The sequence below is a fragment of the Methylobacterium sp. 4-46 genome (assembly GCF_000019365.1).
Classification (GTDB): domain Bacteria; phylum Pseudomonadota; class Alphaproteobacteria; order Rhizobiales; family Beijerinckiaceae; genus Methylobacterium.
This window is the reverse complement of record NC_010511.1, coordinates 5226131-5250145: the sequence shown is the minus strand read 5'-3', so window position 1 is coordinate 5250145 and position 24015 is coordinate 5226131. Positions and strand designations below refer to the sequence as shown.

The 24015-nt window shown below is 72.2% G+C and carries 21 protein-coding genes; 7 read left to right on the top strand and 14 right to left on the bottom strand.

Translation table 11 applies throughout. The features are described 5' to 3' along the window. Window positions 1–3: 3 nt before the first annotated feature. Window positions 4–1209 (top strand): acyl-CoA dehydrogenase family protein, encoded by a 1206-nt coding sequence (locus M446_RS22940; RefSeq protein WP_012334490.1) that lies wholly within the window; start codon window positions 4–6, stop codon window positions 1207–1209. An 83-nt stretch (window positions 1210–1292) separates the two neighbouring features. Here the strand turns inward: M446_RS22940 and M446_RS22935 are convergent, their stop codons facing one another. Next, on the bottom strand, window positions 1293–2642 hold the full coding sequence (locus M446_RS22935; protein ID WP_012334489.1) for a dicarboxylate/amino acid:cation symporter: 1350 nt from the start codon (window positions 2640–2642) through the stop codon (window positions 1293–1295). A gap of 207 nt (window positions 2643–2849) precedes the next feature. Between M446_RS22935 and M446_RS22930 the strand changes: the two genes are divergently transcribed. Further along, window positions 2850–4724: an ATP-binding protein gene (locus tag M446_RS22930; RefSeq protein ID WP_012334488.1), complete on the top strand. Its 1875-nt coding sequence runs from the start codon at window positions 2850–2852 to the stop codon at window positions 4722–4724. Then, window positions 4721–6061, top strand: a complete 1341-nt coding sequence (locus M446_RS22925; protein WP_012334487.1) for a sigma-54-dependent transcriptional regulator — start codon at window positions 4721–4723, stop codon at window positions 6059–6061. The genes M446_RS22930 and M446_RS22925 overlap by 4 nt, the downstream gene beginning before the upstream one ends. 173 nt (window positions 6062–6234) lie before the next feature. On the opposite strand, the gene M446_RS22920 is transcribed toward M446_RS22925, so the two are convergent. After that, entirely contained in the window at window positions 6235–7134 is a 900-nt protein-coding gene (locus M446_RS22920; RefSeq protein ID WP_012334486.1) for a hypothetical protein, read from the bottom strand. Window positions 7135–7265: 131 nt separating this feature from the next. Here M446_RS22920 and M446_RS22915 point away from each other — a divergent pair, with 131 nt between their 5' ends. The 3 genes from M446_RS22915 to kdsA all read left to right on the top strand — a co-directional run bounded on the left by M446_RS22915 (window position 7266) and on the right by kdsA (window position 9345). Further along, window positions 7266–7847, top strand: coding sequence for a helix-turn-helix domain-containing protein (locus M446_RS22915; RefSeq protein WP_012334485.1), 582 nt, complete (start codon window positions 7266–7268; stop codon window positions 7845–7847). 9 nt (window positions 7848–7856) lie between these two features. Then, window positions 7857–8378, top strand: coding sequence for a GNAT family N-acetyltransferase (locus M446_RS22910; RefSeq protein WP_012334484.1), 522 nt, complete (start codon window positions 7857–7859; stop codon window positions 8376–8378). Between the two features lie 115 nt (window positions 8379–8493). After that, window positions 8494–9345, top strand: a complete 852-nt coding sequence (gene kdsA / locus M446_RS22905; protein ID WP_012334483.1) for a 3-deoxy-8-phosphooctulonate synthase — start codon at window positions 8494–8496, stop codon at window positions 9343–9345. Between the two features lie 18 nt (window positions 9346–9363). Here the strand turns inward: kdsA and M446_RS22900 are convergent, their stop codons facing one another. The 5 genes from M446_RS22900 to M446_RS22880 all read right to left on the bottom strand — a co-directional run bounded on the left by M446_RS22900 (window position 9364) and on the right by M446_RS22880 (window position 15230). Continuing rightward, the gene (locus tag M446_RS22900) at window positions 9364–10872 is read right to left on the bottom strand and encodes an ATP-binding cassette domain-containing protein (protein ID WP_012334482.1); all 1509 of its coding nucleotides are present in this window, start codon (window positions 10870–10872) and stop codon (window positions 9364–9366) included. A 28-nt stretch (window positions 10873–10900) separates the two neighbouring features. Further along, the gene (locus M446_RS22895) at window positions 10901–11827 is read right to left on the bottom strand and encodes a branched-chain amino acid ABC transporter permease (RefSeq protein WP_012334481.1); all 927 of its coding nucleotides are present in this window, start codon (window positions 11825–11827) and stop codon (window positions 10901–10903) included. Window positions 11828–11843: 16 nt separating this feature from the next. Beyond that, window positions 11844–12719: a branched-chain amino acid ABC transporter permease gene (locus tag M446_RS22890; RefSeq protein WP_012334480.1), complete on the bottom strand. Its 876-nt coding sequence runs from the start codon at window positions 12717–12719 to the stop codon at window positions 11844–11846. Window positions 12720–12806: 87 nt separating this feature from the next. Then, window positions 12807–14081 carry an ABC transporter substrate-binding protein gene (locus M446_RS22885; protein WP_012334479.1) on the bottom strand — a complete coding sequence of 425 codons (1275 nt, stop codon included), beginning with the start codon at window positions 14079–14081 and terminating at the stop codon, window positions 12807–12809. Window positions 14082–14237: 156 nt separating this feature from the next. Beyond that, window positions 14238–15230 (bottom strand): DMT family transporter, encoded by a 993-nt coding sequence (locus tag M446_RS22880; RefSeq protein WP_012334478.1) that lies wholly within the window; start codon window positions 15228–15230, stop codon window positions 14238–14240. Window positions 15231–15352: 122 nt separating this feature from the next. Here M446_RS22880 and M446_RS22875 point away from each other — a divergent pair, with 122 nt between their 5' ends. Continuing rightward, window positions 15353–16243, top strand: coding sequence for a LysR substrate-binding domain-containing protein (locus M446_RS22875; RefSeq protein ID WP_012334477.1), 891 nt, complete (start codon window positions 15353–15355; stop codon window positions 16241–16243). 102 nt (window positions 16244–16345) lie between these two features. Here the strand turns inward: M446_RS22875 and M446_RS22870 are convergent, their stop codons facing one another. From M446_RS22870 to M446_RS22840, 7 genes are all read right to left on the bottom strand, one after another. Continuing rightward, window positions 16346–17611 (bottom strand): ABC transporter substrate-binding protein, encoded by a 1266-nt coding sequence (locus M446_RS22870; RefSeq protein WP_012334476.1) that lies wholly within the window; start codon window positions 17609–17611, stop codon window positions 16346–16348. Window positions 17612–17716: 105 nt separating this feature from the next. Beyond that, window positions 17717–18211 (bottom strand): 2,4'-dihydroxyacetophenone dioxygenase family protein, encoded by a 495-nt coding sequence (locus tag M446_RS22865; protein WP_198293047.1) that lies wholly within the window; start codon window positions 18209–18211, stop codon window positions 17717–17719. 50 nt (window positions 18212–18261) lie between these two features. After that, window positions 18262–18972 (bottom strand): SDR family oxidoreductase, encoded by a 711-nt coding sequence (locus M446_RS22860; protein WP_012334474.1) that lies wholly within the window; start codon window positions 18970–18972, stop codon window positions 18262–18264. 90 nt (window positions 18973–19062) lie between these two features. Beyond that, window positions 19063–19488 (bottom strand): type II 3-dehydroquinate dehydratase, encoded by a 426-nt coding sequence (gene aroQ, locus M446_RS22855; RefSeq protein WP_012334473.1) that lies wholly within the window; start codon window positions 19486–19488, stop codon window positions 19063–19065. Between the two features lie 14 nt (window positions 19489–19502). Next, window positions 19503–21416, bottom strand: coding sequence for a bifunctional sugar phosphate isomerase/epimerase/4-hydroxyphenylpyruvate dioxygenase family protein (locus M446_RS22850; RefSeq protein WP_012334472.1), 1914 nt, complete (start codon window positions 21414–21416; stop codon window positions 19503–19505). Window positions 21417–21499: 83 nt separating this feature from the next. Further along, window positions 21500–22903 (bottom strand): MFS transporter, encoded by a 1404-nt coding sequence (locus tag M446_RS22845; protein WP_012334471.1) that lies wholly within the window; start codon window positions 22901–22903, stop codon window positions 21500–21502. Window positions 22904–23047: 144 nt separating this feature from the next. Continuing rightward, window positions 23048–23905, bottom strand: coding sequence for a shikimate dehydrogenase (locus M446_RS22840; protein WP_012334470.1), 858 nt, complete (start codon window positions 23903–23905; stop codon window positions 23048–23050). Window positions 23906–24015 lie beyond the last annotated feature (110 nt).

Genomic DNA, 24015 nt, shown 5'->3' with positions numbered 1-24015 from the left:
GCCATGGATTTCACGCTGTCCCCGGAAGTCGAGGATTACAGGGCCCGCGTGGCCGCCTTCGTGGAGCGGGAGATCCTGCCGGTCGAGGCTGATCGGGCGAACTACGACCCGCACGAGAACATCCGCCTCGACCTGCTGGAGGACCTGCGCGCCCGGGCGAAGGCGGCCGGGCTGTGGTGCCTCCAGCTGCGGCGCGAGACCGGCGGCCAGGGGCTCGGCAAGGTCGGCATGGCCGCCTGCTACACCGAGATGAACCGCTCGATCTTCGGCCCCGCCGTCTTCAACTCGGCCGCCCCCGACGACGGCAACATGATGGTGCTGGAGGCCCTCGCCACCCCGGAGCAGAAGCGGAGCTGGCTCGACCCGATCGTGGCCGGGAGCGTGCGCTCCGCCTTCGCCATGACCGAGCCCCATCCGGGCGGCGGCTCGGACCCGTCCATGATCCGCACCCGCGCCGAGCGGCTCCCGGACGGGCGCTACCGCATCTTTGGGCGCAAGTGGTACATCACCGGAGCCGCGGAGGCGGCGCACTTCATCCTGATCGCCCGCACCTCGGACGACCCGCGCTACGGGCTCACCGCCTTCCTGTTCCACCGCGACCAGCCGGGCTGGGAGATCCTGCGCCGGATCGAGATCATGGGGCCCGAGGAGCACGGCGGCCATTGCGAGCTCGCCTTCGACGGCCTCGAGGTCGCGCCCGAGGACGTGCTGCTCGGGGAGGGCCAGGGCCTGAAGGTGACGCAGGTGCGGCTCGGCCCGGCGCGGCTGACCCATTGCATGCGCTGGCTCGGCCTAGCGATGCGCTGCGTGGAGATCGCGCGGGCCTACGCGGCCGAGCGCGAGGGGTTCGGGGTGCGGCTGGCCGAGCGCGAGAGCGTGCAGCTGATGCTGGGCGGGCTCGCCATGGACATCGAGATCGGGCGGCTGCTGGTGATGCGGGCGGCCTGGGAGCTCGATCAGGGGCGCTTCGCCCGCAAGGAGATCTCGATGGCCAAGATCCAGGTCGCCAACCTGCTGCACCGGGCGGCGGATGTCGGGATCCAGATCAACGGCGCGCGCGGCTACTCGAAGGACACGGTGCTGGAGTGGATCTACCGCTACGCGCGGCAGGCGCGGCTGGTGGACGGGGCCGACGAGGTGCACCGGATGGTGCTCAACCGGCACCTGGAGAAGGAGGGCCGCGGCTTCTTCGCCTGGCCGGTCGGGTAGGGCCCGGGCGGCAGGCTCCTCCCGGGGCGGCCCCCGCGCGACGACCTCCCCGGGGGGAGGCCGCGCGGGGGCGCAGACGCCGCCTATTCCGCCGGCTGGAGCAGGGCCGGCATCTCCTCGGCGAGGGGCATCGGCGTGCCGGCGAGGGCCGCGGCGAGGCGCGTCTCGTCGAGCTCCCCCTCCCAGCGCGCGACCACGATGCAGGCCACCGCGTTGCCGATGAAGTTGGTGAGCGCCCGGCACTCGGACATGAAGCGGTCGATCCCGAGGATCAGCGCCATGCCGACCACCGGCACCGAGGGCACCACCGCGAGCGTCGCCGCCAGGGTGATGAAGCCCGACCCCGTCACGCCCGCCGCGCCCTTCGAGGACAGCATCGCCACGAGCAGCAGCAGGGCCTGCTCGCCGAGCGAGAGCGGGGTGTCCGTCGCCTGGGCGATGAACAGGGCCGCCATCGTCATGTAGATGTTCGTGCCGTCGAGGTTGAAGGAGTAGCCGGTCGGCACCACGAGGCCGACGACCGGGCGCGAGCAGCCCGCCCGCTCCATCTTGTCGAGCAGCGAGGGCAGGGCCGATTCGGACGAGGAGGTGCCGAGCACCAGGAGGAGTTCCTCCTTGATGTAGCGCACCAGCCGGACCACCGAGAACCCGTTGTAGCGGGCCACCGCCCCCAGCACCCCCAGGACGAAGATCGCCGAGGTCAGGTAGAAGGCGAAGACCAGGTAGGCGAGGTTGGCCAGCGACGCGACGCCGTACTTGCCGATGGTGAAGGCCATCGCCCCGAAGGCGCCGAGCGGGGCCACCTTCATGATGATGTGGACGACGCCGAAGATCGCCTCGGAGGTGGTCTTGATGATGTCGAGGACCGGCTTGCCGCGCTCGCCCATGAAGGCGAGGCCGAAGCCGAACAGCACGGAGAAGAACAGGACCTGCAGGATCTCGCCGCCCGCGAAGGCGCCCACCGCCGTCGACGGGATGATGTTCATCAGGAAGTCGACGATGCTCTGCTCCTTGGCCTTGCCCGCGTAGGTGGCGACGGCCTTGGGATCGAGGGATTTCGGGTCGATGTGCAGGCCGTGGCCGGGCTGCAGCACGTTCGCCACCACGAGGCCGACGAGCAGCGCCAGCGTCGAGAAGGTGAGGAAGTAGATCAGGGCCTTGGCCCCGACCCGGCCGACCTTCTCCAGGTTGGTCATGCCGGCGATGCCGGAGACGACGGTGAGGAAGATCACCGGCGCGATGATCATCTTCACGAGCTTGATGAAGGCGTCGCCGAGCGGCTTCATCTCGGCCCCAAGCTGGGGATAGAAATGACCGAGCAGGATGCCGATCGCGACCGCGACGAGCACCTGGAAGTAGAGGGTGCGGTAGAAGGGCCTGCGCGCGGGCGGGTCGTGCGGCGCGGTTAGGGGGCTGGGGACGGTGACGGCCATGCGGCGTTCTCCCGGTGGTTGGGTTGCGGGGGGCCGGCCGGCGCGACGGTGGATCCGGCGCGCCGCGCGGCTCTTGCTCTTGACCTTGCGGCGTGCAGCCTGCTCATCCCGCAGGCCGCGATCGGGAGACCGGATGGCAACCGGCGTGCCAACGGGGCGGAGCGTCGAGTTTTTCGTTAAGATGTTGTGAATGGGAGGAAATTTCCGATGCCGGGCGAACCCGCGAACGGCCCCGTTCCGGCCGGCCGCACGGCGGGGCCGGCCGCCTTGCGGGATTCCGGACAGCCCGGCCGGGTCCTGCTCTGGGCGGCGGCCCTCCTGGCCGTCGGTCTCGCCGCCTGGCTCGGCGGCCACGCGGCGGAGCGGGCCGCCCTGGCGGATCTGCGCCGCGCCGCCGAGGCCGGGCTGACCCTCCACGTGGCGGCGCTGCGGGCGGAACTCCAGAAGCAATCCTCCCTGCCGCTCGCGCTGGCGGCGGATCCGGAGATTGCCGCGAGCCTCGCCCGCGCCGCGCCGCCCGGGCTGACCGCCCAGGTCAGCGGCCGGCTCGCCGGGATCGCCGAGGCGACGGGCGCGGCCGCGATCTACGTGGTGCGGGCGGACGGGCTCACGGTGGCGGCGAGCAACGCCGGCACGCCCACCAGCTTCGTGGGCAACGACTACACGTTCCGCCCGTATTTCCGCGAGGCGCTGGCGGCCGGGTCGGGCGCGCAATTCGCCCTCGGCACGGTGAGCGGCCGGCCCGGCCTGTTCCTGTCGCGGCGCGTCGCGGGCGGCGGCGGGGTGGTCGTGGTCAAGGTCGAGTTCGAGGCGGTCGAGGCGGGGTGGCGCGGCGGGGGCGCCGAGGTCTTCGTCACCGATCCCCGCGGCATCGTCCTGGTGGCGAGCGACCCCGCCCGGCGCTTCCGCACCCTCGGCCCGATCTCCGAGGAGGAGCGGCGGCGGATCCGCGAGGGGCTCGAATTCGGCGATGCGCCGCTCTCGCCGCTGCCCTTCCATCCGGGTCCGGAGGACGGGCTCCTGCGGGTGGCGGGCGGGGCCGCGCCGGCGCGGCTCGTCCTGCCGGTCGACGCGCCCGTCCCGGGGACGCGCTGGCGGCTCCACACCCTCACCCCGGTCGGGGCGGCGGTGAGGCGCGAGCGGCTCCAGGCCCAGGTGCTGGCCGGGCTGGTGGCGGCGGCGTCCTGCCTCGGCCTCGTCCTCCTGCGCCAGCGCCGCCAGCGCGTGCGGGCCCGCCTCGCCGAGGAGGCGGCCCGCCGGGCGGAGCTGGAGGCGGCGGTGGCCGAGCGCACCCGCGCGCTGAGCGAGGCGAACGCGCAGCTGCGGGAGGAGATGGCGGAGCGCCAGCGCGCCGAGGCGGAGCGCGAGCGCCTCGGGCGCGACCTCGCCCACGCGGCGCGGCTCGCCGCCCTCGGCCAGTTCGCCGCCAGCATGGCGCACGAGATCAACCAGCCGCTCGCGGCGATCCGCTCCTACGCGGACAACGCCGCGATCCTGATCGGCCGCGGCCGGGCCGGGGAGGCGGCCGAGAATTTCTCCGCCATCGGCCGGCTGACCGAGCGGATCGCCGGCCTGACGCGCCAGCTCAAGGGCTTCGCCCGGCGCGCCTCGGGCCGGCGCGAGCCGGTGCGGCTCGCGCGGGTGCTGGCCCAGGCGGTCGAGATCGTCGCGAGCCAGGCGGCCGAGCGCGGCGTCGCCCTCGCGGTGGAGGCCGGCGGGCCGGACCTGATCGTCCTCGGCGACGAGGCGCGGCTGGAGCAGGTGGTGGTGAACCTGATCCAGAACGCCCTCGACGCCGTGGCGGGCCGCCCCGATCCGCGGGTGAGCGTGCGCTGCGCCGCGTCCGGCCCGCGCGCCGTGCTGGAGGTGTCCGACAACGGCCCCGGCCTGCCGGAGGGCGAGGCGGGCCGGGTGTTCGATCCCTTCTTCACCACCAAGCCGCAGGGGCTCGGGCTCGGCCTCGCGATCGCCCGCGGCATCGTCGAGGAATGCGGCGGCACGCTCGCGGCCGCGCGGAGCGAGGCGGGGGGCGCGCTGTTCCGCGTCGACCTCGCCCGCGCAGAGGTGGCGGAGGCGGCATGAGCGGCGGATCCGACCGGATCGTCTTCGTCGACGACGAGGAGGACGTGCGCCGGGCGAACCGGCAGAGCCTCGAACTCGACGGGCTCGCCGTCGAGGCCTTCCCGGCGGCCGAGCCGGCCCTGCGGGCGATCCTCGCCGACCCGCCCGGCGTCGTGGTGACCGACGTGCGCCTGCCGGGCCTCGACGGGCTCGGCCTGTTCCGCGCCGTGGCCGAGGCCGATCCCGACCTGCCGGTGATCCTGATCACCGGCCACGGCGACATCACCATGGCGGTGCGGGCCATGCGGGAGGGCGCCTACGACTTCCTCGCCAAGCCCTACCCGGCCGAGCAGCTGATCGGCTCGGTGCGCCGGGCGCTGGAGCGCCGCCGCCTCGTGGTCGAGAACCGGACCCTGCGCGAGCGGCTCGACGCGGCGGTGGCGGAGGATCCGGCCTTCCTCGGCATCTCGCCCGAGATCGTGCGGCTGCGCCGCTTCGTCCGCGACGTGGCCGAGGCCGATGTCGACGTGCTGATCCTCGGCGAGACCGGCTCCGGCAAGGAGGTGGTGGCGAGCGCGCTGCACCGCTGGGGCCGGCGGCGGCGCGGCCAGTTCGTGGCGATGAATTGCGGGGCGCTGCCCGACAGCGTGGTGGAGAGCGAGCTGTTCGGCCACGAGGCCGGCGCCTTCACCGGGGCGGTGAAGCGGCGGGTCGGGCGCATCGAGCACGCGAGCGGCGGCACGCTGTTCCTCGACGAGATCGAGAGCATGCCCCTCGGGCTGCAGGTGAAGCTGCTGCGGGTGCTGCAGGAGCGCGCGGTCGAGCCGCTCGGCACCAACGAGGTGCGGGCGGTCGACCTGCGGGTCGTGGCCGCCACCAAGGTCGATCTCGGCCAGGCCGCCGCGCAGGGCACCTTCCGGGACGACCTCTACTACCGGCTCAACGTGGTCACGGTGACGATCCCGCCCCTGCGCGAGCGCCGCGAGGACGTGGCGCTGCTCTTCGAGCACTTCCTCTCCCGCGCCGCCGCCCGCTTCAACAGGCCGGTCCCGGCGCTCACCCCGGCGATCCGCGAGATGCTGAACCGTCACGCCTGGCCCGGCAACGTGCGCGAACTCGGCCATTTCGCGGAGCGCTGCGCGCTCGGCCTCGGCCCGGCGGCGCCGGAGGAGCGCGCGCCCGCGCGCCCGCTCAGCCTCGCCGAGGAGGTCGACCGCTTCGAGCGCGGGCGCATCCGCGACGAGCTGATCATGGCCCGGGGCGACGTGCGCCTCGCCGCCGAGGCGCTCGGCCTCCCGCGCAAGACGCTCTACGACAAGCTCGCCCGGCACGGGCTCGACCCGACCGACTTCCGCTAGAGCATTTTCCGACGAAGTGGATGCCGGTTCGTCGCAGAAAATGCGGCAAGATCAAAGACCTAGAGCATTTTCCGACGAAGTGGATGCCGGTTCGTCGCACAAAATGCGGCAAAATCAAAGATCGAGAGCGGCACCCGATTGCAACGTGATCGGGTGCTGCTCTAGCGTCTGTTTCAGAACGAGGCGCCGATGCGCAGGCGCAGCTGCTGGCGGTCGAAGCCGGCGAGGTCGAGGGGCCGCCCGTCGCCGACCGCGCCCCCCGCGACCTGGACGCCGAGGGTCAGCCCGATCCAGGCGGTCTCGCCGAGGGCGGCGTAGAGGGTCGGCCCGAGATAGACCGCCTCCCCGGCGAAGCGATCGAGGGCGAGCCCGTCGAAGGCGCGCAGGTAGCGCAGCTCGCCGCCCAGGAACAGGCCGGCCGAGACCCGCCGCGCGAGGGCGGCCGAGAGGTCGAGCCCGGAGCCGCGCAGGATCTCGCCGGTGCCGGAGGCCCGGCTCCAGGCGAGGGAGAGGCCGAGATTGACCGCGCCGACGAGGGTGCCGGGGACGAATTCGTGGTCGGCGAGCAGGGCGGCGTCGAGCCCGTAGGCGCGGGCCGGCCGCGCGTCGGTGCCGTCCCGGGTGCCGAGGCTCGGGGTGACGCTGAGCGTCAGCCCGACCGGGGAGGCATCCCGGTCGAGGAGGCGCAGCCGCGTCTCGACGAAGCCGCCGTTGAGGCCGCCGCGGATCGCCGCCGGGAGGCCCGGGCCGGGCGCCACCGCGTAACCCGCGAAGCTGAGCCCGGGCGCCACGCGCAGCTGCGCGCTCACGGGCAGCTTCAGGGCGAGCGTCGGATCGAAGGCCCAGAAGCGGCCGCCGCGGCGGCCGAGCCGGCCGGTCGTCTCCAGCTCGACCTCGCGCTCGCCCGGCACGCCGATGTCGCTGCCCTCGGTGAAACCGAACAGGTGCTCGCTGTCGAGGTGGTCGGCGCGGCCGGGCTCGGCCCGGGCGGGTGCCGCCGCGCCGAGGATCAGGCAGGCGGCGAGGCCGGCCGCTGATCGGCGCCGCCCGGGATCCTTGCGTCTCGACGGCATCAAAGCACTCCCTCACACTTATAGCAGCAGCTATAACCTGGGCCGGGCCTCGCGCCAACCCCGTCGCGACCGGACCCCTGGCCTGCCGCGCCGGCCTTGACTCCAGGATACCGGAAATTCAATCTTGAATCATGGAATCGTCCTCGGACCTCGACGGCCGTCTCGCGGCCCGGCTGCGGGCCCTGCGCGCGGAGCGGGGCCTGACGCTCGACGCCCTGGCCGAGCGGTCCGGGGTGAGCCGGTCGATGATCTCGCTCGTCGAGCGGGCGGAGAGCAGCCCGACCGCCACGGTGCTGGAGCGGCTGGCGGCGGGGCTCGGCGTGCCGCTCGCGGCCCTGTTCGCCGCCGCGGCGCGGGAGGATGCCTCGCCGCTCTGCCGCCGGGCCGAGCAGAGCTGCTGGCGCGATCCCGGCACGGGCTACCGGCGCCGCAACCTCTCGCCGCCGAGCTTCGCCTCGCCGCTCCAACTCGTCGAGGTGGAGATCCCGCCCGGCGCCACCGTCGCCTACGACAGCCTGCGGGTGCCGCCCCTGGAGCAGCAGGTCGTCGTGCTCGACGGCGCGCTCACCGTGACCCTGGGCGAGAGCGTGCATCACCTGGGGGCCGGCGATTGCCTGGCGATGCGCGTCGACCGGCCGGTCGCCTTCCACAACCCCGCCGACCAACCCGCCCGCACCCTGGTGGCCATCGCCGCCGGGAGCCTGCCCCGCTGAGGTGCCGCCGTGACCGACCCGACCCTGCGCGCCCTGTCCGGGGAGGAGGCCCGGGGCATGGCCGAGCCCCTCGCCGAGATCCTGATCGACTGCGTCGAGGCGGGCGCCTCGGTGAGCTTCATGGCGCCGCTCCGCCCCGCGACGGCCCTGGCCTATTGGCGGGGCGTCGCCGAGAGCGTCGGGCGCGGCGAGCGCCGCCTGATCGTGGCCGAGGCGGAGGGACGGCAGATCGGCACCGTGCAGGTCGTGCTCGCCCAGCCCGAGAACCAGCCCCACCGGGCCGACGTCTCCAAGGTGCTGGTGCTCACCCGCGCCCGCGGCCGCGGAGTCGGGGCGGCCCTGATGCGGGCGGCCGATGCGGCGGCCCGCGCGGCGGGCAAGACGCTCCTCGTCCTCGACACGGCGAGCCCCGAGGCGGAGCGGCTGTACCGACGGGAGGGCTGGCAGCGGGTCGGCGCGATCCCCGGCTACGCGCTGCTGCCGGACGGGCGGCCCTGCGACACGGTCTTCTACTACAAAGTCTTGCCTTAGGTGTCTGGTCGCCGGACCTCCGGCCCGAACGGCCTGCGCCTCGCCGGGCGGCGCCTCGCGAATGCCATCATGGCCTGCGAGGGCCGGCACCTCACGCGATCCGGAAACCCCGTCGATGTCGACCGCTTCCCCGTCCCCCGGCCCCGTCGTCACGGTCGGCCCCGTGCGCTTCGGGAATCACCTCCCGCTCAGCCTGATCGCGGGGCCCTGCGCCCTCGAGAGCCGCGGCCACGCCCTCGAAGTCGCGGCGGCGCTCAAGGAGATCGTGGCGCCGCTCGGCCTCGGCCTCGTCTTCAAGAGCTCCTTCGACAAGGCCAACCGCACCTCGGCGGGCTCGGCGCGCGGCCTCGGCCTCGACGAGGCGCTGCCGATCTTCGCCGAGATCCGCGAGCGGCTCGGCCTGCCGGTCCTCACCGACGTGCACGAGGCCGGGCAATGCGCGCCCACGGCGGAGGCCGTCGACGTGCTGCAGATCCCGGCTTTCCTGTGCCGCCAGACCGACCTGCTCCTCGCGGCCGCCGCGACGGGCCGGGCCGTCAACGTGAAGAAGGGCCAGTTCCTCGCCCCCTGGGACATGGCCCACGTCGCCGCCAAGATCACGGGCGCGGGCAATTCCAAGGTGATCGTCACCGAGCGCGGCGCCTCCTTCGGCTACAACACCCTCGTCTCCGACATGCGGGCGCTGCCGATCATGGCGCAGGTCACGGGCGGCGCGCCGGTGGTGTTCGACGCGACCCATTCGGTGCAGCAGCCGGGCGGCCAGGGCGCGACCTCGGGCGGGCAGCGGGAATTCGTGCCGGTGCTCGCCCGGGCGGCGGTGGCGGTGGGCGTGGCGGGCGTGTTCATCGAGACCCATCCGGATCCCGACCGCGCCCCCTCGGACGGGCCCAACATGGTGCCGCTGCGGGCGATGCCGGACCTGCTCGCCCGCCTCGTCGCCTTCGACCGGCTCGCCAAGGGGCTCTGAGCCAGGGCCCTCCGCGCCTCACAGATACCCGGTCCCGGCCTCGGCGGCGAAGCGGTCCGGCGTGCCCTCCCAGACGATGCGGGCGTGTTCCAGCACGTAGACCCGGTCCGCGTGGGGCAGCGCGAAGGTCACGTTCTGCTCGCCGAGCAGCACGGTGATCGGCGTCGTCTGGCGCAGGCGCTCCAGGGCCTTCGAGAGCTGCTCCAGGATCACCGGCGCGAGGCCGAGGGTCGGCTCGTCGAGGATCAGGAGCTTGGGCCGCATCATGAGGGCGCGGGCGATGGTGAGCATCTGCTGCTCGCCGCCCGAGAGGGTGCGGGCCATCTGGCCGCTGCGGCTGCGCAGGATCGGGAACAGCTCCAGCAGCCAGTCGAGCTGGCGCGCGCTCTCGGCCTTGGGCAGGTGCTGGCCGCCGAGGTCGAGGTTCTCGCGCACGCTCATCTCGCCGAACAATTCGCGGGTCTCCGGCACCTGCACGATGCCCTCGCGGGCGATCGAGGCGGGCGTGCGCCGGGCCAGGGCCTCGCCGCCGAAACGGATCTGCCCGGAATAGGGCACGAGGCCCGAGATCGCGTTGAACAGCGTCGTCTTGCCGGCGCCGTTGAGGCCGACGATCGAGACGAACTCGCCCTCGTGGACGTGCAGGCTCACGCCCTGGAGCGCCTGGGCCTTGCCGTAGAGCACGCCGACCTCCTCGACCGCGAGCAGCGGCGCGCCCGAGAAGGAGGATTCCGGGCGGGCGGCGGTCTCGATGCTACCGCCGAGATAGACGCGCCGCACGGTCTCGTTGCGCATCACCTCGGCGGCCGAGCCCTCGGCGACGCGCTCGCCGAGATACATGGCGTAGACCCGGTCGACGAGGGCCGCGACGCTCTTCACGTTGTGGTCGACGAGGAGCACCGCCTTGCCCTCGTCGCGGAAGCCGCGGATCAGCGCGGAGAAATCCGCCACCTCGCCCTGGGTGAGGCCCGCGAAGGGCTCGTCCACCAGCACCACCTTGGGGTCGCGGGCGATCGCCTTGGCGAGCTCCATCCGGCGCAGATCCGCGAAGGGCAGGGTGGCGGGCCGCCGGTCGAGGACGGCGCCGAGGCCGACCCGCTCGGCGATGGCGCGGGCGCGATCCTCCACGTGCGGGTCGGCGAAGAGCCGCAGCAGGTTGTCGGGCAGCAGGGCGAGCTTGATGTTCTCCAGCACCGTCTGCCGGTGGAGCGGCCGGGAATGCTGGAAGACGAGGCCGACCCCGGCCCGGGCGACCCGGTGGGAGGGCCAGCCGGCGATCTCGGTGCCGTCGAGGACCACGCTGCCCGCATTGGGCCGCTCCAGCCCCATGATCAGCTTCATCACGGTGGACTTGCCGGAGCCGTTCGGCCCGATCAGGCCCAGGATCTCGCCCGGTCGGATGGCGAAGCTCACCGACTTCACGGCGACGAGACCGCCGTAGCGCTTCTGCAGCCCCTCGACGGCGAGGAGCGGCGCCGCCGTGGCGGTGGCGGGGGGCACGGGCCGGTGCAGGGCGGCTGCGGTCATGGACGCACCTCGTGACGCGGACGGGTCCTCACGCGCGCTGCCCCTGGCGGGTGAGGATCCCGAGGAGGCCGGCGGGGACGAACAGGATCACCGCGAGGGCCGCGGCGGAGACGACGAAGGTCGAGAGGGCGCCGAGCGGGCGCAGCAATTCGCCCGCCGTGATCAGGAAGAGCGCGCCGAGCACGCCGCCCAGGATGGTGCGCCGGCCGCCGAGCACCGCCCCGATGATGACCTGCACGCCCACCGAGACGTCGACGAGCGTGCCGACCGACGCCGTGCCCATGTAGAAGACGAACAGCGCCCCCGCGAGGCCGGAGAAGAAGGCGCTGACGCAGAAGGCGGCCAGCTTGTGCTTGGCGACGTTGAAGCCGAGCGCGCCGGCCTCGACCGGGTCCTGCCCGCTCGCCTGCAGGATCAGCCCGACCGGCGAGGTCGCGATGGCGAGGAGCACGAGGCCGCTCACCGTCATGAAGCCCAGGGCGAGCCAGTAATTGGTGGCCGCGTCGACGCTGATCACGTCCGGCACGGTCAGGCCGATCTCGCCCCCGGTGGTGTCGGCGAAGACCACGATGAGGTTCTGCAGGATCAGGACGGCCGTGACGGTGGTGAGGCCGAAATAGGGGCCGCGCACCCGCAGGGCCGGCAGGGCGAGGACGAGGCCGCCGATCACCGCCGCCACCGCCCCGGCGACGAGGCAGAGCGGGATCGAGACCCCGTCGCCGTTGAGGATGCCGGCCGTGTAGGCGCCGAGCCCGATCAGGAAGGTCGGCCCGAAATTCACCTCGCCGGCGAAGCCGAACAGGAGGTCCCAGGCCATCGAGAACACGCCGAAGTAATAGGCGACGGTGAGGAGCCCGAGGATGTAGCCCGAGACCCAGAGGGGCAGCACCGCCGCCAGGGCGAGGCCGATCAGGCTGAGCCAGAGGAGCGGGCTGCGGAGGAGCTTGGCGGTCATGCGGCGTTCCTCGTGCTCAGCGGCGCCCGAGCAGGCCCTGGGGCCGCACGTACATCACCGCCACCAGCAGGAGCAGGGCCGGGATGGTCCGGTAGGCCGGCGAGATCAGGTAGGCCGTGATGGTCTCCAGGTAGCCGACCACGTAGGCGGCGATGAGCGAGCCCGACACGCTGCCGAGGCCGCCGAGCACCACGATCGAGAAGGCGCTCGCGGTGAGCGGGCCGACGCTGTAGGACGAGACGCCGAGGAACTGGCCGAGCAGCACGCCCGCGATGCCCGCGAGCACGCCGTAGATCGCCCAGATCGCCACGTAGATCTTCGACAACTCGAAGCCCAGCAGCGTGACGCCGCGCGGGTTCATCGAGGCGGCGAGCACGACCTTGCCGGTGCGGGTGCGGTTCACCAGCACCCACAGGAGGGCGATGGTGCCCCAGCAGACCAATGCGGTGAAGATCTGGTTCCAGGGCGTGCGCACGCCCGCGATGGTGACGACGCCCTCGACGATCGGCATCACCGTCTTGGCGTTGCTGGTGAACAGGTAGGCGATGAATTCCTGGATCATGATGCCCCAGAGGAGCGTGCCGGTGAGGATGAAGATTTCCTTCTCCTCGGCGGGGATCGCCTTCGAGCGGTCGATCGGCTTCACGACGACGCCGTAGGTGGCGAGCGTCAGCAGGGTGCAGACGGCGACGCCGGTGGCCGCGCCCGCGTAGGCGCCGAGCCCGTACTCGCTCGACGCCGCCCAGGCCACGACCGCGGCCGTGACCATCAGGGCGCCGTGCGAGAGGTTGAGGACGCCCGAGACGCCGAAGATCAGGGTGAAGCCGGTGGCGCCCAGCGCGTAGAGGGCCGAGATGGCGAAGCCGTCGATGAGGATCTGAAGGGCGGTCATGAGGATCCGGAACGGGGGGTCGCGAAGGGACGCGGTCCCTTCGCCGGGGGCCTCGGGGGCGGCGCCCCCGGGGCGGACCGGAGGTCTTCAGTTGGCGGGCGTGCCGGCCTTCACGAAGCTCGGGAACTTCAGGCTCCCGTTCGCGACGGTCTGCGGCCAGACGGCCAGCTGCTTGCCGTCCTGCCACTGCATCATCATGCCGGAGACGAGGCCCGGCCCGTACTTGATCGAGTGGGTGAAGGGATCGTCCTTGCCGTAGAACTGGATGCGCCCGAGCGTGCCCTCCCAGTCGGTCTTCTCCAGCGCGTCCACGAGCTTGTCGGGATCGGTCGAGCCGGCCCGCTTCACGGCATCGGCGATGTAGTAGACCTCGTCGTAGGCGGTGTAGCCCGCGTAGCCCGGATAGCTGCCGTACTTGGCCTTGAAGGCCTCCGCGAAGGGGGCGGTCTTGGGCGTGACGTTGGTCCCGGGCGCCGCGAACATCTCGAACAGCACGCCCTCGGTCGCGCCGTTGGTCTCCTTCCAGAAGGTGGAGTTGGTGGCCTGCGAGGCGATGCCGATCATCGGGATCGGCACCTGCTGGCTCGCCCATTGCACCGTCGGCTGCACGCCGACGTGGGAGATGCCGGTGACGATCACGTCCGGCTTGGCGCCCTCGATGCGGCTGAAGATCGGGCTGAAATCGGTCGTGCTCGGCGAGAACCGGATGTGGTCCAGCACCTGCAGGCCGATCTGGGGCAGGCACTCCTTGTAGCCCTCGTCGAGGGGCTTCGTCCAGGCGGCGTCCTCGCTCATGATGACGGCCGTCTTCATCTTGCGGCCCTCGACCAGGATCGCCTTGGTGGCGTCGCAGACCGCCTGCGACTGGGCCTTGGAGGTGAGGTAGCCGTGGAAGGAGTACTTGTTGCGGGCGTAATCCTTGTGGACGTTGAGCGGGATCTCGTTCGAGGCGGCGCCCGGGGTGATGAAGGGCAGCTTGAGGCGGGCCGACCAGGGCTGGAGCGCGAGCACGACCTCGCTGATGTAGCTGGCGATGACCGCGTGGACCTTGTCCTCGCTGGCGGCGCGCTGGAAGGCCCGGACCGAATCGGCCGCGGAGCTCTTGTTGTCGTAGGTGAAGAGCTCGATCTTGCGCCCGTCGACGCCGCCCTTGGCATTGATCTCGTCGGCGGCGAGCTGGGCGGCCTGCGGGATCGCGGCGCCGGCGATGGCCTGGGCCTCGGCGATCACCGCGATGCGCAGCGGATCCGCCGCCCGCGCGTCGCGGACCGGCAGGCCGAGCAGGACGGTCGAGGCCAGGAGGGTCGTGGCCAGCAGGGCACGGGCGTGCCGCCGCGGCGCGGCCGGCGCGGGAACGGACATGGGCTTTCCTCTCCGTTGCCGCTTCTCGTCTGCGCGATGCGGCTTAGGCCGAAGTGTAGCGTGGGATTCCCGGACAACAAGCGCCCGCGGGCCGGTTTGGTCGACCAGAATGGCAGCGCTGCCGCGGCCATGCACGGGCTGCATGGCCGCGTCCGGCTAAGCCCGCGGTCGGACCGGCATCGCCGCGAGGGCGATCGCCGCGAGAACGAGCCCGATGCCCGAGGCCTGGATCAGGGAGAGCGTCTCGCCGAGGAGAATCCGGGAGAGGAGCGCCGCGACGACCGGCTGGATCAGCAGCACGAGGGAACTCAGGGCCACCGGCAAGTGCCGGAGCGCGACGGTGACGAGCCCCTGCCCGGCGACTTGGCCGAACAGCACCAGGACCGCGAGGAGCAGCCAGACCCGGACGGCGTTCGGGACCGGCATGCCCTGGCGCCAGAACAGCGGGAGCAGCAGGAGCGTGCTCCCGACGCTGACGGCCGCCATGACGCGGATCGGCGTCGCGCCCCTCGCCCGCAGCGCCTTCACGACGGTCAGGTAGCCGCCGTAGAGCGCGCCCGCGAGGAGGGCCGCCGCGCTGCCCGCGAGACCGCCCGCCGGATTCGTCCCGTCGAGGCCGATCAGCAGCGCCGTGCCGGCCAGCGCCGCCGGCAGGGCCTGCCAGAACCGGGCGGTCGGCGCATCGGCGAGTCCGATGAGTCCGAACAGGCCCACGAAGAACGGGGCGCAATTGGTGAAGAGCGTCGCGACCGCGACGTTGGTGGCGCCGATGGCGTAGTGCATCACCGCGAGGTCGGCCGCGAACAGGAAGGCCGCGAGCCCGGTCAGCGCGGCGAGGGGACGCCCGGCGGCGCGCGGCGCCGGGGGCCTGCCCGCGCAAGCCGCGAGGCTCCAGGCCAGGAACAGGGGTGCGGCGAGGGCGACGCGGTAGAAGGCCGAGATTTCGGGGGGCAGGCCGGTGGCCTTCACGACCACCGGCGCCGTGCCGAGGCAGATGCCGCCGGCGACCAGGACGGCGAAGGCCGCCGCCCTCGGAGCGAGGCTGACGCAAGGTTGCCCTTCCCGATGGATATCCGTGTTGACGAGGATGCGGTCCGCACCGCACAGGTCGGTACCGGAATCCCGAAGAGAACCGGCGTCGCCGCTCATTTCCGTCTCCGTCAGCTTGCTTGCGGGCCAAAACAGCCTCTAGGATTTCGACGCCGCGATGGTGCCTGCCGGCGGCCAGGTCGGGAAATGACTTCGGATCATCGAGAGGATGAGACATCGTCATGGGTCTCGTGAACGTCGACATCGACCTGTTGCGGACCCTCCTCGCCGTCGCTGACGCGAAGAACTTCACGCTCGCGGGAGAGCGGCTGCTGCGGACGCAGTCGGCCGTCAGCCTCCAGGTGAAGCGCCTGGAGCAGGTCGTCGGCCAGCGGCTGGTGGAGCGCGGCAGCGGGCGGGAGATCCGGCTCACCGAGGCCGGAGAGATGGTGCGCCGCTACGCGATCGAGATCCTCAAGCTCAACGACGCACTCGTCCGCGAGGTCGCGCATCGGCCCGAGACGAATGTCCTGCGCGTCGGCACACCCGATGACTATGCTCAGCTCATCCTGCCCGAGATCATCGGGACGCTCTCACGGGAGAACCGACACGTGGAATTCCACGTGGTCTCCGACCTGTCGGTCAACCTCTCCCGCATGGTCGATTCGGGCGATCTGGACCTCGCCCTTGTCACGTGGGCGTCCGGTATTCAGGGGATCCGGTTGGCCGAGGAGCCTCTGGCCTGGGTCGCGGCACCGCATTCGGCCGCCGCGTCGCTGGACACGCTGCCGCTGGCGCTGTTCCCGCAGGGGTGCCGCGTGCGGGACATGGCGGTCGAGGCGCTCGACCGGATCGGGCGGCGCTGGCGCGTGGCCTTCAGCGCGAACCAGTTCACGCCGCTGCGGACCGCGATCACCCATGGCGAGGCGATCGGTGTCCTGCCCCTTCGCGCCGTGCCGAAGGACCTGGTGCAGGTCGGTCCGGAGCATGGGCTGCCCGAACTCCCTTGCGCGCCGCTCATCATCAAGATCGGTCGCGCTGCCGACGACAGCGCTCACCAGCTTGCCGGCGCCATCGCGTACGCCTTCCAGCCGCGCCCGCTTGCCTCCGCGGCCACGGGCATCGCGTGCTGATTGCTTCGCCATGCGGATGTCGGCGTCGTTCACGCGCCGCGCGGGCTCACGCGCCGCGCGGCCGTGGCGTTGCTGTCCGGACGTGATCGTCCGGACAGCGGATCATTCGGCAGGCGCACCCGCCTTCACGAAGGCGGGAAAGGTCAGCTTGCCGTTGGCCACCGTTGCGGGCCACACGGCGGTCTGCCGGCCGTCGAGCCATTGCATCATCATGCCGGAGATCAGGCCCGGCCCGTACTTCACCGAGTGGGTGAAGTCGTCGTCCTTGCCGTAGAACTGGACGCGGCCCATCGTGCCTTCCCAGTCGGTCTTCTCCAGCGCGTCCACGAGCTTGTCGGGATCGGTCGAGCCGGCCCGCTTCACGGCGTCGGCGATGTAGTAGACCTCGTCGTAGGTCGTGTAGCCGGCATAGCTCGGGTAATTGCCGTACCGGGCCTTGAAGGCGTCGGCGAAGGGGGCGGTCTTGGGCGTGACGGTGGTCCCGGGCGCCGCGAACATCTGGAACAGCACGCCCTCGGCGGCGCCGTTGGTCTCCTTCCAGAAGGTGGCGTTGGTGGCCTGCGAGGAGATGCCGAGCATGGGGATCGGCACCTGCTGGCTCTTCCACTGCACGGTCGGCTGCACGCCGACATGGGAGATGCCGGTGATGATCACGTCCGGCTTGGCGCCCTCGATGCGGCTGAAGATCGGGCTGAAATCGGTCGTGCTCGGCGAGAACCGGATGTGGTCGAGCACCTTGAGCCCGGCGACCGGCAGGCATTCCTCGTATCCGGCGTCGAGGGGCTTCGTCCAGGCGGCGTCCTCGCTCATGATGACGGCCGTCCTCATCTTGCGGCCCTCGACCAGGATCGCCTTGGCGGCGTCGCAGACCGATTGCGAGAGCGCCTTGGAGGTGAGGTAGCCGTGGAAGGAGTACTTGTTGCGGGCGTAATCCTTGTGGACGTTGAGGGGAATGTCGTTCGAGGCGGCGCCCGGGGTGATGAAGGGCATCTTCAGCCGGGCCGACCAGGGCTGGAGGGCGAGCACGACCTCGCTGATGTAGCTGGCGATGACCGCGTGGACCTTGTCCTCGCTGGCGGCGCGCTGGAAGGCCCGGACCGCGTCGGCGGCCGAGCTCTTGTCGTCGTAGGTGACGAGTTCGATCTTGCGCCCGTCGACGCCGCCCTTGGCGTTGATCTCGTCGGCGGCGAGCTGGGCGGCCTGCGGGATCGAGGCGCCGGCGAGCGCCTGGGCCTCCGCGATGATGCCGATGCGGATGGGATCGGCGGCGTCGGCCGGCGCGGCCAGGGCCGCGCCGAGGAGCGTGGTGGCCAGCAGCGTGGAGGCCAGGAGCCCGCCGCTGCGGCGGCGCGAGACGTGCGACGACATGAGGGTTTCCTCTCCGGTGCCGCTCGTCGTTCGGGCGCGGCGGCTCTCCCGGAGAGTAGCGCGGGCGGCAAGCGCCACAAGCCGGCCGTCGAGGCCGTCCCCGGATCAGCGCACGAAGCGATCGACGAAGTCGGCGCCGAGTCCGACCTCGCCGTAATGCCGGCGGCACATCTCGATCTTGGTGAAGACGTCCTCGTAGCCGGTCTGCTTGCCCCAGGGATCGACGTAGATCATCACGCCGGTGATGTGGAAGAGCGTGATCATCTCGGGGCAATCCTCGGGCACCACGAGGGTGTGGGTCTCGCCCGGGGGCTCGAACACGTAGGAGCCGGTCTCGGCCACCCAATCGTGTTCCAGGTAGTGCCAGCGGCCGCGGAGCACGTGGCCGTGGACCGGGGCGGGGTGGCGGTGGCGGCTGAGGATGCCGGCCCGGCGCACCCGCAGCAGGTTGACCCAGTAGCCCTGCGAGGCGTTCAGGCAGAGGGGCCGGAACCAGACGTTCTCGGCCTGCGGCACCCAGATCCGCTCGTCCTCGGGGATCGCCCGCGGCACCACGATCTCCTCCCCCGCCTCGGGCGGGAAGGGGAGCTGGTAGGGCATGCGGCGCGGGTCGGTCTCGGGCGTCGATGCGTCGGCCACGGCGGCCTCCCTCAGTAGATCAGGTAGCCGCCGTCGACCGGCAGGATCACGCCGGTGACGAAGGCGGCGGCCGGCGAGGCGAGGAAGATCGCGGCCCCGGCCACGTCCTCCGGGGTGCCCCAGCGGCCGAGCGGGGTGCGGGCGCGGATCGCCTCCTCGCGGGCGGGATCCTCCTGCAGGGCGCGGGTGAGCGGCGTCCTGATCCAGCCCGGCGCCACGGCGTTGACCCGGATGCCGTCCTTGGCCCAGCCGCCGGCGAGGCTCTTGGTGAGCTGGGCGACGCCGCCCTTGCTGGCGCTGTAGGCGGGGGCGAGACCGGCCCCGAAGAAGCTCGTCATCGAGGCGATGTTGACGACGCAGCCGCGGCTGCGGGCGAGGTGGGGGTGCAGGGCGGTGCAGAGCCGCATCGTCCCGGTGAGGTTCACGGCGACGACCTGCTCGAAGGTGGCGAGGTCGTACTCGGCCTCGCGCCGGATGATGCCGGCGGCGTTGACCAGGATGTCGAGCCCCTCCAGCCGCGCGGCCAGGGCCTCGACGCTGCCCGCATCGGTGACGTCGAGCCGCAGCGACGGCCGGCCCGCCGCGTCCGGATCCGTCCCGCCGGCGATGTCCGCGACGGTGACGGCGGCCCCCGCCTCGGCGAGGCCCGCCGCGATGCCCGCGCCGATGCCGCTCAGGCCGCCCGTGACCAGGGCCGTGCGGCCCGCGAGGTCGAACCTCATGTCTCCTCCCGATCGTCGCGTCGTTGCCGGATGTATGCCACGCCCCGCCGGGGCGCAGACCTGCAAACACTGCAACGGGAGGATGCGCCGTCAGCCGGCGAGCAGGGCGTCGAGGGCGAGGTCGTAGGAGAGCGGGCCGAATCCCGCGATCACGCCGCGCGCGACGGGGGCGATGTAGGAGTGGTGACGGAAGCTCTCGCGGGCGTGCACGTTCGAGAGGTGGACCTCGATCACCTGCGCCTTGGCGCCCGCGATCGCGTCGCGCAGGGCGACCGAGGTGTGGGTGTAGGCACCGGCATTGAGGATCACCCCGGCCCCCGCGGCGCCCGCCTCCTGCACCCAGGTGACGAGGTCACCCTCGTGGTTCGACTGGCGGAAGGTGAGCGCCACCCTGTCGGCGGCCCGCGCGCGCAGGCGCGCCTCGATGTCGGCGAGGGTCAGCGCCCCGTAGATCCCCGGCTCGCGGGTGCCGAGCAGGTTCAGGTTGGGGCCGTTGAGGACGTGGATCGAGCGCATGACGGGGTCGTGCCTTACCGGGTGGGGAGGGCCGGATGTGGGGCCAGGCGGGTCTGGGCCGCAAGCCGGATCGGGGCATTCGCGGCGCCGTAGCCGCGATAGCCGCGCCGCTCGACGATCTCGAAGGCGAAGCCGCCGCCGAGGAGGCCGCGGGTGTAGACCTGGAAGAACTCGGCCCCGCCCTCGCGGTCGTACAGGATGTTCCCGTCGCGCAGCCGCGCCAGGGTCTCGGGCGGCAGGTCGGTGCGGGCCTCCAGGTCGTCGTAGTAGTTCTCCGGAATCGGCAGGAGCGCGACCCCGGCGGCGCGCAGGGACGCGACGGTGGCGACGATGTCGTCGGTGGCGAGCGCCACGTGCTGCACCCCGCCGCCGAGCGCCTCCGACAGGAAGCGCGAGGAGAGGGTGCGGCTGCTCTGCGAGGCGTTGAGGACGAGGCGCAGGGCCGCGCCCGGGGCCTCGACGGCCTGGCTCTCGACCACGCCGCCCGGATCGACCACGTCCTGCACGGGCAGCTTCGCGAGGTCGAACAGCCCGGTGTAGAACAGGAGCCAGGTCAGCATCTCCTCGTGGCGCATGCTCTGGGCGAGGTGATCGACGGCGACGAGCCCGGCGCCGCGGACCGGCTCCGGAGCGAGGGGCTCGAAATCCACGTCCCAGAGGCGGTCGAGGCCGCTGCGGCGATCGACGAGGTAGAGCAGGCTGCCGCCGACGCCGCGGACGGCCGGGATGTCGAGTTCGCCCGGCGCCACCGCCTGCCGGAACGGCTCGTCGAGGAGGGCGCGCGCCCGCTCCAGAGCCGCGCCCGCATCGTCGACCCGCAGCGCGACCGCGCAGACCGAGGCGCCGTGCGTGACCTGGAAGGAATGGGCGAAGCCCTCCTTCTCGGTATTGACCACGAGGTTGATCGCGCCCTGGCTCCAGCGGGTCACGGCCTTGGAGCGGTGGCGGGCGGTCCGGGCGAAGCCGAGGCCGGACAGGACCGATTCGAATGCCCGCGCCTCCTCCTCGTCCATGGCGAACTCGATGAACTCGATCCCCTCGCAGGCGGCCCGCGGCGGCAGGGCGGGCAGGAGAGGGGCCGGCCCCCGCCCGGCGGGATCCTCCGGCGCGCCCGCCCGGCGGCGCAGGTCGTCGAGCATGACGAGGAGCGAGCGGCGCCCGTCGAGGGCGACGCCGCGGGCCGAGCCCGCCCGGAAGCGGTCGCTGAAGATCTCCAGCGACAGGATCCCGTCGAAGCCCGTCGCCCCGAGCGCGTCCACGAAGGCCGGGATCGGCAGGTCGCCCTGGCCCGGGAAGCAGCGGTAGTGGCGGCTCCAGGAGAGGTGATCCATGGCGAGGCGGGGCGCGTCGGCCATCTGCACCAGGACGATCTTCTCCCGCGGGATGGAGCGGATCGCCCCGAGATCGGTGCCCCGGGCGAGCACGTGGAAGCTGTCGAGGACGAAGCCGACGGCCGGATGATCGGCCCGGCGCACGATCTCCCAGGCGTCGCGGTAATCGCTGACGTGCCGGCCCCAGGCCAGGGCCTCGTAGCCGACCCGCATGCCGCGCCGGGCCGCGCGCTCGCCGAGTTCGCGAAAATCCTCCGCCGCCCGGTCGAGCCCGCCCAGGCTGTCGGGCGAGACGTTGGAGCACACCATCAGGAGGTCGCAGCCGAGCTCCTGCATCGTGTCGAACTTGCGCTCGGCCCGGGCGAAGGCCTTGGCGCGCTGCGGCGCCGGCATCCCCTCGAAGTCGCGGAAGGGCTGGTAGACGGCGACGGCGAGGCCGAGATCCTCCGCCCGGCGGCGCAGGTCCCGGGGCGTGCCGCTGAAGGAGAGGAGGTCGTTCTCGAAGATCTCGACCTCCGAGAAGCCGGCCGCGGCGATGGCCTCCAGCTTCTCGCCGAGGGTGCCGCTCAGGCAAACGGTCGCGATCGCGAGCTTCATGCGGGGTCTCCCGTTGGCAGGTGGGGCTTCCGGAGCCCGGCACCGGGCGGGCGCGGAGCCTTGCCCCGCGCCCGCCCGTCGGATCAGGCGCCCGCGAGGCGGCCGCCCGAGAGTTCCTGCGCCCGCAGGCGCTCGTAATCCTGCTTGCCGAGGGGCTGCGCGCCCGGCTCGCCGAGGTCCTTCATCGGAATGCGGTAGGTCTCGCGGGCGCTGTAGGCCGCCGCCGCCGCGATCACCGTGATGCCGAAGGCGAGCGCCCCGATGGTGAGCGGGATGTTGGCCGCGCCGGGCGGCGCCACCGCGGTGAACAGGGCCGGCAGCATCGCGGTGATCGCCGTGCCGACGTTCTGGGAGATCGCCATCGCCGAGACGCGGGTCCGGGTCGGGAAGAGCTCCGGGTAGAAGCTCGGATAGACCGCGTTGTAGCCCTGGTAGACGACGCCCCACATCAGCAGGGACATCAGGATCGCGAGCGGCACGTTGTGGATGCTGATGGCGTAGAGATAGCCGAAGGACAGCAGGCCCGAGGCGAGGGCGCCCACGATGATCGGCGGGCGCCGCCCGATCCGGTCCGACAGGTTGCCGACGAAGGGGATCACCGCCACCGCCACGATGTTGCCGAGGACCGGGATCCAGAGATAGATGTCCTTCTCGAAGCCGATCCCGTAGGCCGGCTGGACCGCGTAGGCCGCGCCGAAGATCGTCGCCACGACCGGGATCACGTTCATCAGCGCCATGCAGACGACCCGTGCCATGTCGGCCGAGCTGGAGCGGAAGGCCTCGATCACCGGCGAGTGCGGGATCTCGCCCCGCGCGCCCTCCTTGGCGAAGGCGGGGGTCTCCTCGACCTCGCGGCGGATGACGAAGCCCGCCACGATCACCACGACGCTGAGCAGGAACGGGATCCGCCAACCCCAGGCATTGAACGCCTCCGCCGGCATGAAGTGGGCCAGCGGCAGGAACACGGCCGCGGCCAGGATCTGCCCCGCCTGCACGCCCTGGAGCGTGAAGCTCGCGAAGAAGCCGCGGCGGCCGAAGGGCGCGTGTTCGAGGATCATCGAGCTCGCCCCCGAGATCTCCCCGGCCACCGCGAAGCCCTGGATGAGCCGCAGGATCACCAGCAGCACCGGCGCCAGGATCCCGACCTGCTCGTAGGTCGGCAGCAGGCCGACCGCGATGGTGGAGAGGCCCATCAGGAACATGCACAGGATCAGCACGTTCTTGCGCCCGTGGGTGTCGCCCCAGTGGCCGAGCACGAAGGCGCCGATCGGCCGGCTGACGTAGCCGACGCCGTAGGTGGCGAGCGAGGCCACGATCGCCACCGTCGGGTTGCCGGCGGGAAAGAAGATCTGCGGGAAGATCAGCGATGCCGCCGTCGCGTAGATGAAGAAGTCGTAGTATTCGAGCGCGGATCCGATCCAGCCGCTCGCCGCGGCCTTCTTGGATTGCTGGCGGGTATGCGACGCCCGGTCGAGCGTGGTGGCCATCTCGGTTTCCTCCAGGTGTAGTGGTGCGGGTTTGGTTATTGTTGGTGGGCGAAGGCGGACGCCGCGTCGGAGCGGCGGCCTTCACCGAAAGAGCGCCGGTCCCGCCCGCGGCGGGACTTCACCACGGCGCGACTTGGCCGCGGCTCAGGCGGCGCGGGCCGCGATGATCGCGTCGAAGGCCCGCTCCATCGCGGCCTGCGGCGCCTCGCGGCCGGTGAACAGCCGGAACGCGTCGAGGGCCTGGTGGATCGCGAGGGCGCGGCCGGTCATGGTCGGGGCGCCGAGCGCGCGGGCCGCGGTGAGGAGCGGCGTCCAGAGCGGCGAGTAGACCGCGTCGGCCACCCACAGGTCCGGCCGCAGCAGGTGGAGGGGCACCGGCGCGTCGCGGTTCGGCAGCATGCCGATCGGCGTCCCGTTGACGAGGCCGCGCGCGCCCGCCAGCGCCTCCTCGGCACCCGCGCAGACCCGGATCTCGGCCCGCCCGTCCAGGGAGGCCGCAAGCGCCCGGGCCTTGGCCGGGTCGGTGTCGACGAGGCGGATCTCCGTGCCGGGGACGTCGCTCAGCGCCACCGCGATCGCCTTGCCGACGCCCCCCGCCCCGATCAGCGCCACCGGGCCGGCCGGGGCCGGACCGAAGGTCTGGACGAGGGCGCGGCCGAACCCGCTCGCGTCGGTGTTGTGGCCGATCAGGCGCCCGCCCTCGACCACCACGGTGTTGACCGCGCCCACCGCGCGGGCCCCCGGCGAGAGGTCGTCGAGCAGGGGAAGCACCGCCTCCTTGTACGGGAAGGTGACGTTGACGCCCGCAAAGCCGAGGTGGCGCACGCCGTCGAGCAGGCTGCGCAGCAGCCCCGCATCCGCCCCGGCGATCTCGATGAGCTGGTAATGCGCCCGCATCCCGAGCGCCTCGGCGGCCGCCTCGTGCATGGCCGGCGAGGCCGAATGCTTGATCGGCGCGCCGATCAGGCCGAGGAGGGCACGGTTCTGCTGTGATTTTGCCATGACCTGCTATGCCTCTTCAGGTCTGAATTTGCCCGGCCGGACCGGGCCTCCCTGCGGCGAGACATACTGCAGACGAGCCGGCTATCCAAAATACCAAGTTGGGCGACGAT